Source organism: Sphingopyxis granuli NBRC 100800 (assembly GCF_001591045.1).
Taxonomy (GTDB): Bacteria; Pseudomonadota; Alphaproteobacteria; order Sphingomonadales; family Sphingomonadaceae; genus Sphingopyxis; species Sphingopyxis granuli.
In genome coordinates this window covers 1-1,344 of record NZ_BCUA01000170.1, presented here as the reverse complement: position 1 = coordinate 1,344, position 1,344 = coordinate 1, and the positions used below count along the sequence as shown (strand labels likewise).

Sequence of the window (1,344 nt, the reverse complement as noted above, 5' to 3'; positions counted from 1 at the left end):
GGCTTTCGCCGGGGAACAGCTCCCCATTTGCCTGAAGGGTATGTATCCCGATCAGGTCCGGGGTCGCAATGGCGGCACGGCGGGTCGATGGATCGAGGGGATGCGGACCTGTCATGGGTCCGATCATCGCCGATGGACGTAAAAAGGCGGTCGCGAGGGCGGTTCGGCGCTTTTACCGGAAATGCGTAAAATCGCCGCGCCGCAATCGGCAGAAAAATGCTTTTCTGCCAACCGCTTGCGGGAAAGGCTTATCGAATCCTGAAGGGCTCCGCAGGCGCCTTTCCGTGCAATTGCGTCATTTGGCGGACTGTTCGGCCTGCACCTTGTCCTGCGTCCGCAGGTCGAAATCCGACGCATCGTGCCGTTCGTGAAGCTGGCTCGCCGGGTCGCCCATGACCCGGTTGACCATGCGGCCACGCTTCACCGCGGGGCGCGACGCGATCTGGTCGGTCCAGCGCTGGACGTTCCGGTAATCCTGCACGCCCAGAAATTCGCCGGCGTCATAGACCAGCCCCTTGGCGAGCGCGCCGTACCAGGGCCAGATCGCCATGTCGGCGATCGAATAGGCGGAGCCCGCGATATATTCATTCTCCGCCAATTGCCGGTCGAGCACATCCATCTGCCGCTTCACTTCCATCGCGTAGCGGTTGATCGGATACTCCATTTTGGTGGGCGCATAGGCATAGAAATGGCCGAATCCGCCGCCCAGGAAAGGCGCGCTGCCCATCTGCCACATCAGCCACGACAGCGTCTCGGCGCGCTGCGCGGGCTCGGTCGGCAGGAAGGCCCCGAATTTCTCTGCAAGATAGATCAGAATCGCGCCCGATTCGAAGACTCGGATCGGATCGGCGCCGCTGCGGTCGACCAGCGCCGGAATCTTGCTGTTCGGGTTGGCGGCGACGAAGCCGCTCGAAAACTGGTCGCCCTCGTGGATGCGGATCAGCCATGCGTCATATTCGGCGCCGCCGTGCCCGGCCGCGAGCAGTTCCTCCAGCATCACCGTCACCTTCACCCCGTTGGGGGTGCCGAGCGAATAGAGCTGGAGCGGATGCTTGCCGATCGGAAGCGCCTTGTCGTGCGTCGGTCCCGCGATCGGGCGATTGATGCTGGCGAAGCGTCCCCCGCTTTCCTTGTCCCACGTCCACACCTGGGGCGGCACATAGTCGGTCTGCTCGGTCATCGGAGGCTCCTCGCGCTGATTATCGGTCGGTTCCCAAACTTAAGGTCTTGGGGGGATTTAGCGTTCGGCGCGCTGCATCATCCGTTCGTCATGCTGAACTCGTTTCAGCATCCATGGCCGGACCCTCTCTTTTGTGCTGCCTTTCATTCGAGGGCAGACCATGG

General features: G+C 62.4%; 1 protein-coding gene. It reads right to left on the bottom strand.

Annotation, left to right across the window (positions count from 1 at the left end; all coding sequences use genetic code 11):
• Nucleotides 1-295: 295 nt before the first annotated feature.
• Nucleotides 296-1,180 (bottom strand): glutathione-dependent disulfide-bond oxidoreductase, encoded by an 885-nt coding sequence (gene yghU, locus SGR02S_RS19225; RefSeq protein WP_067113831.1) that lies wholly within the window; start codon nt 1,178-1,180, stop codon nt 296-298.
• Nucleotides 1,181-1,344: the final 164 nt, after the last annotated feature.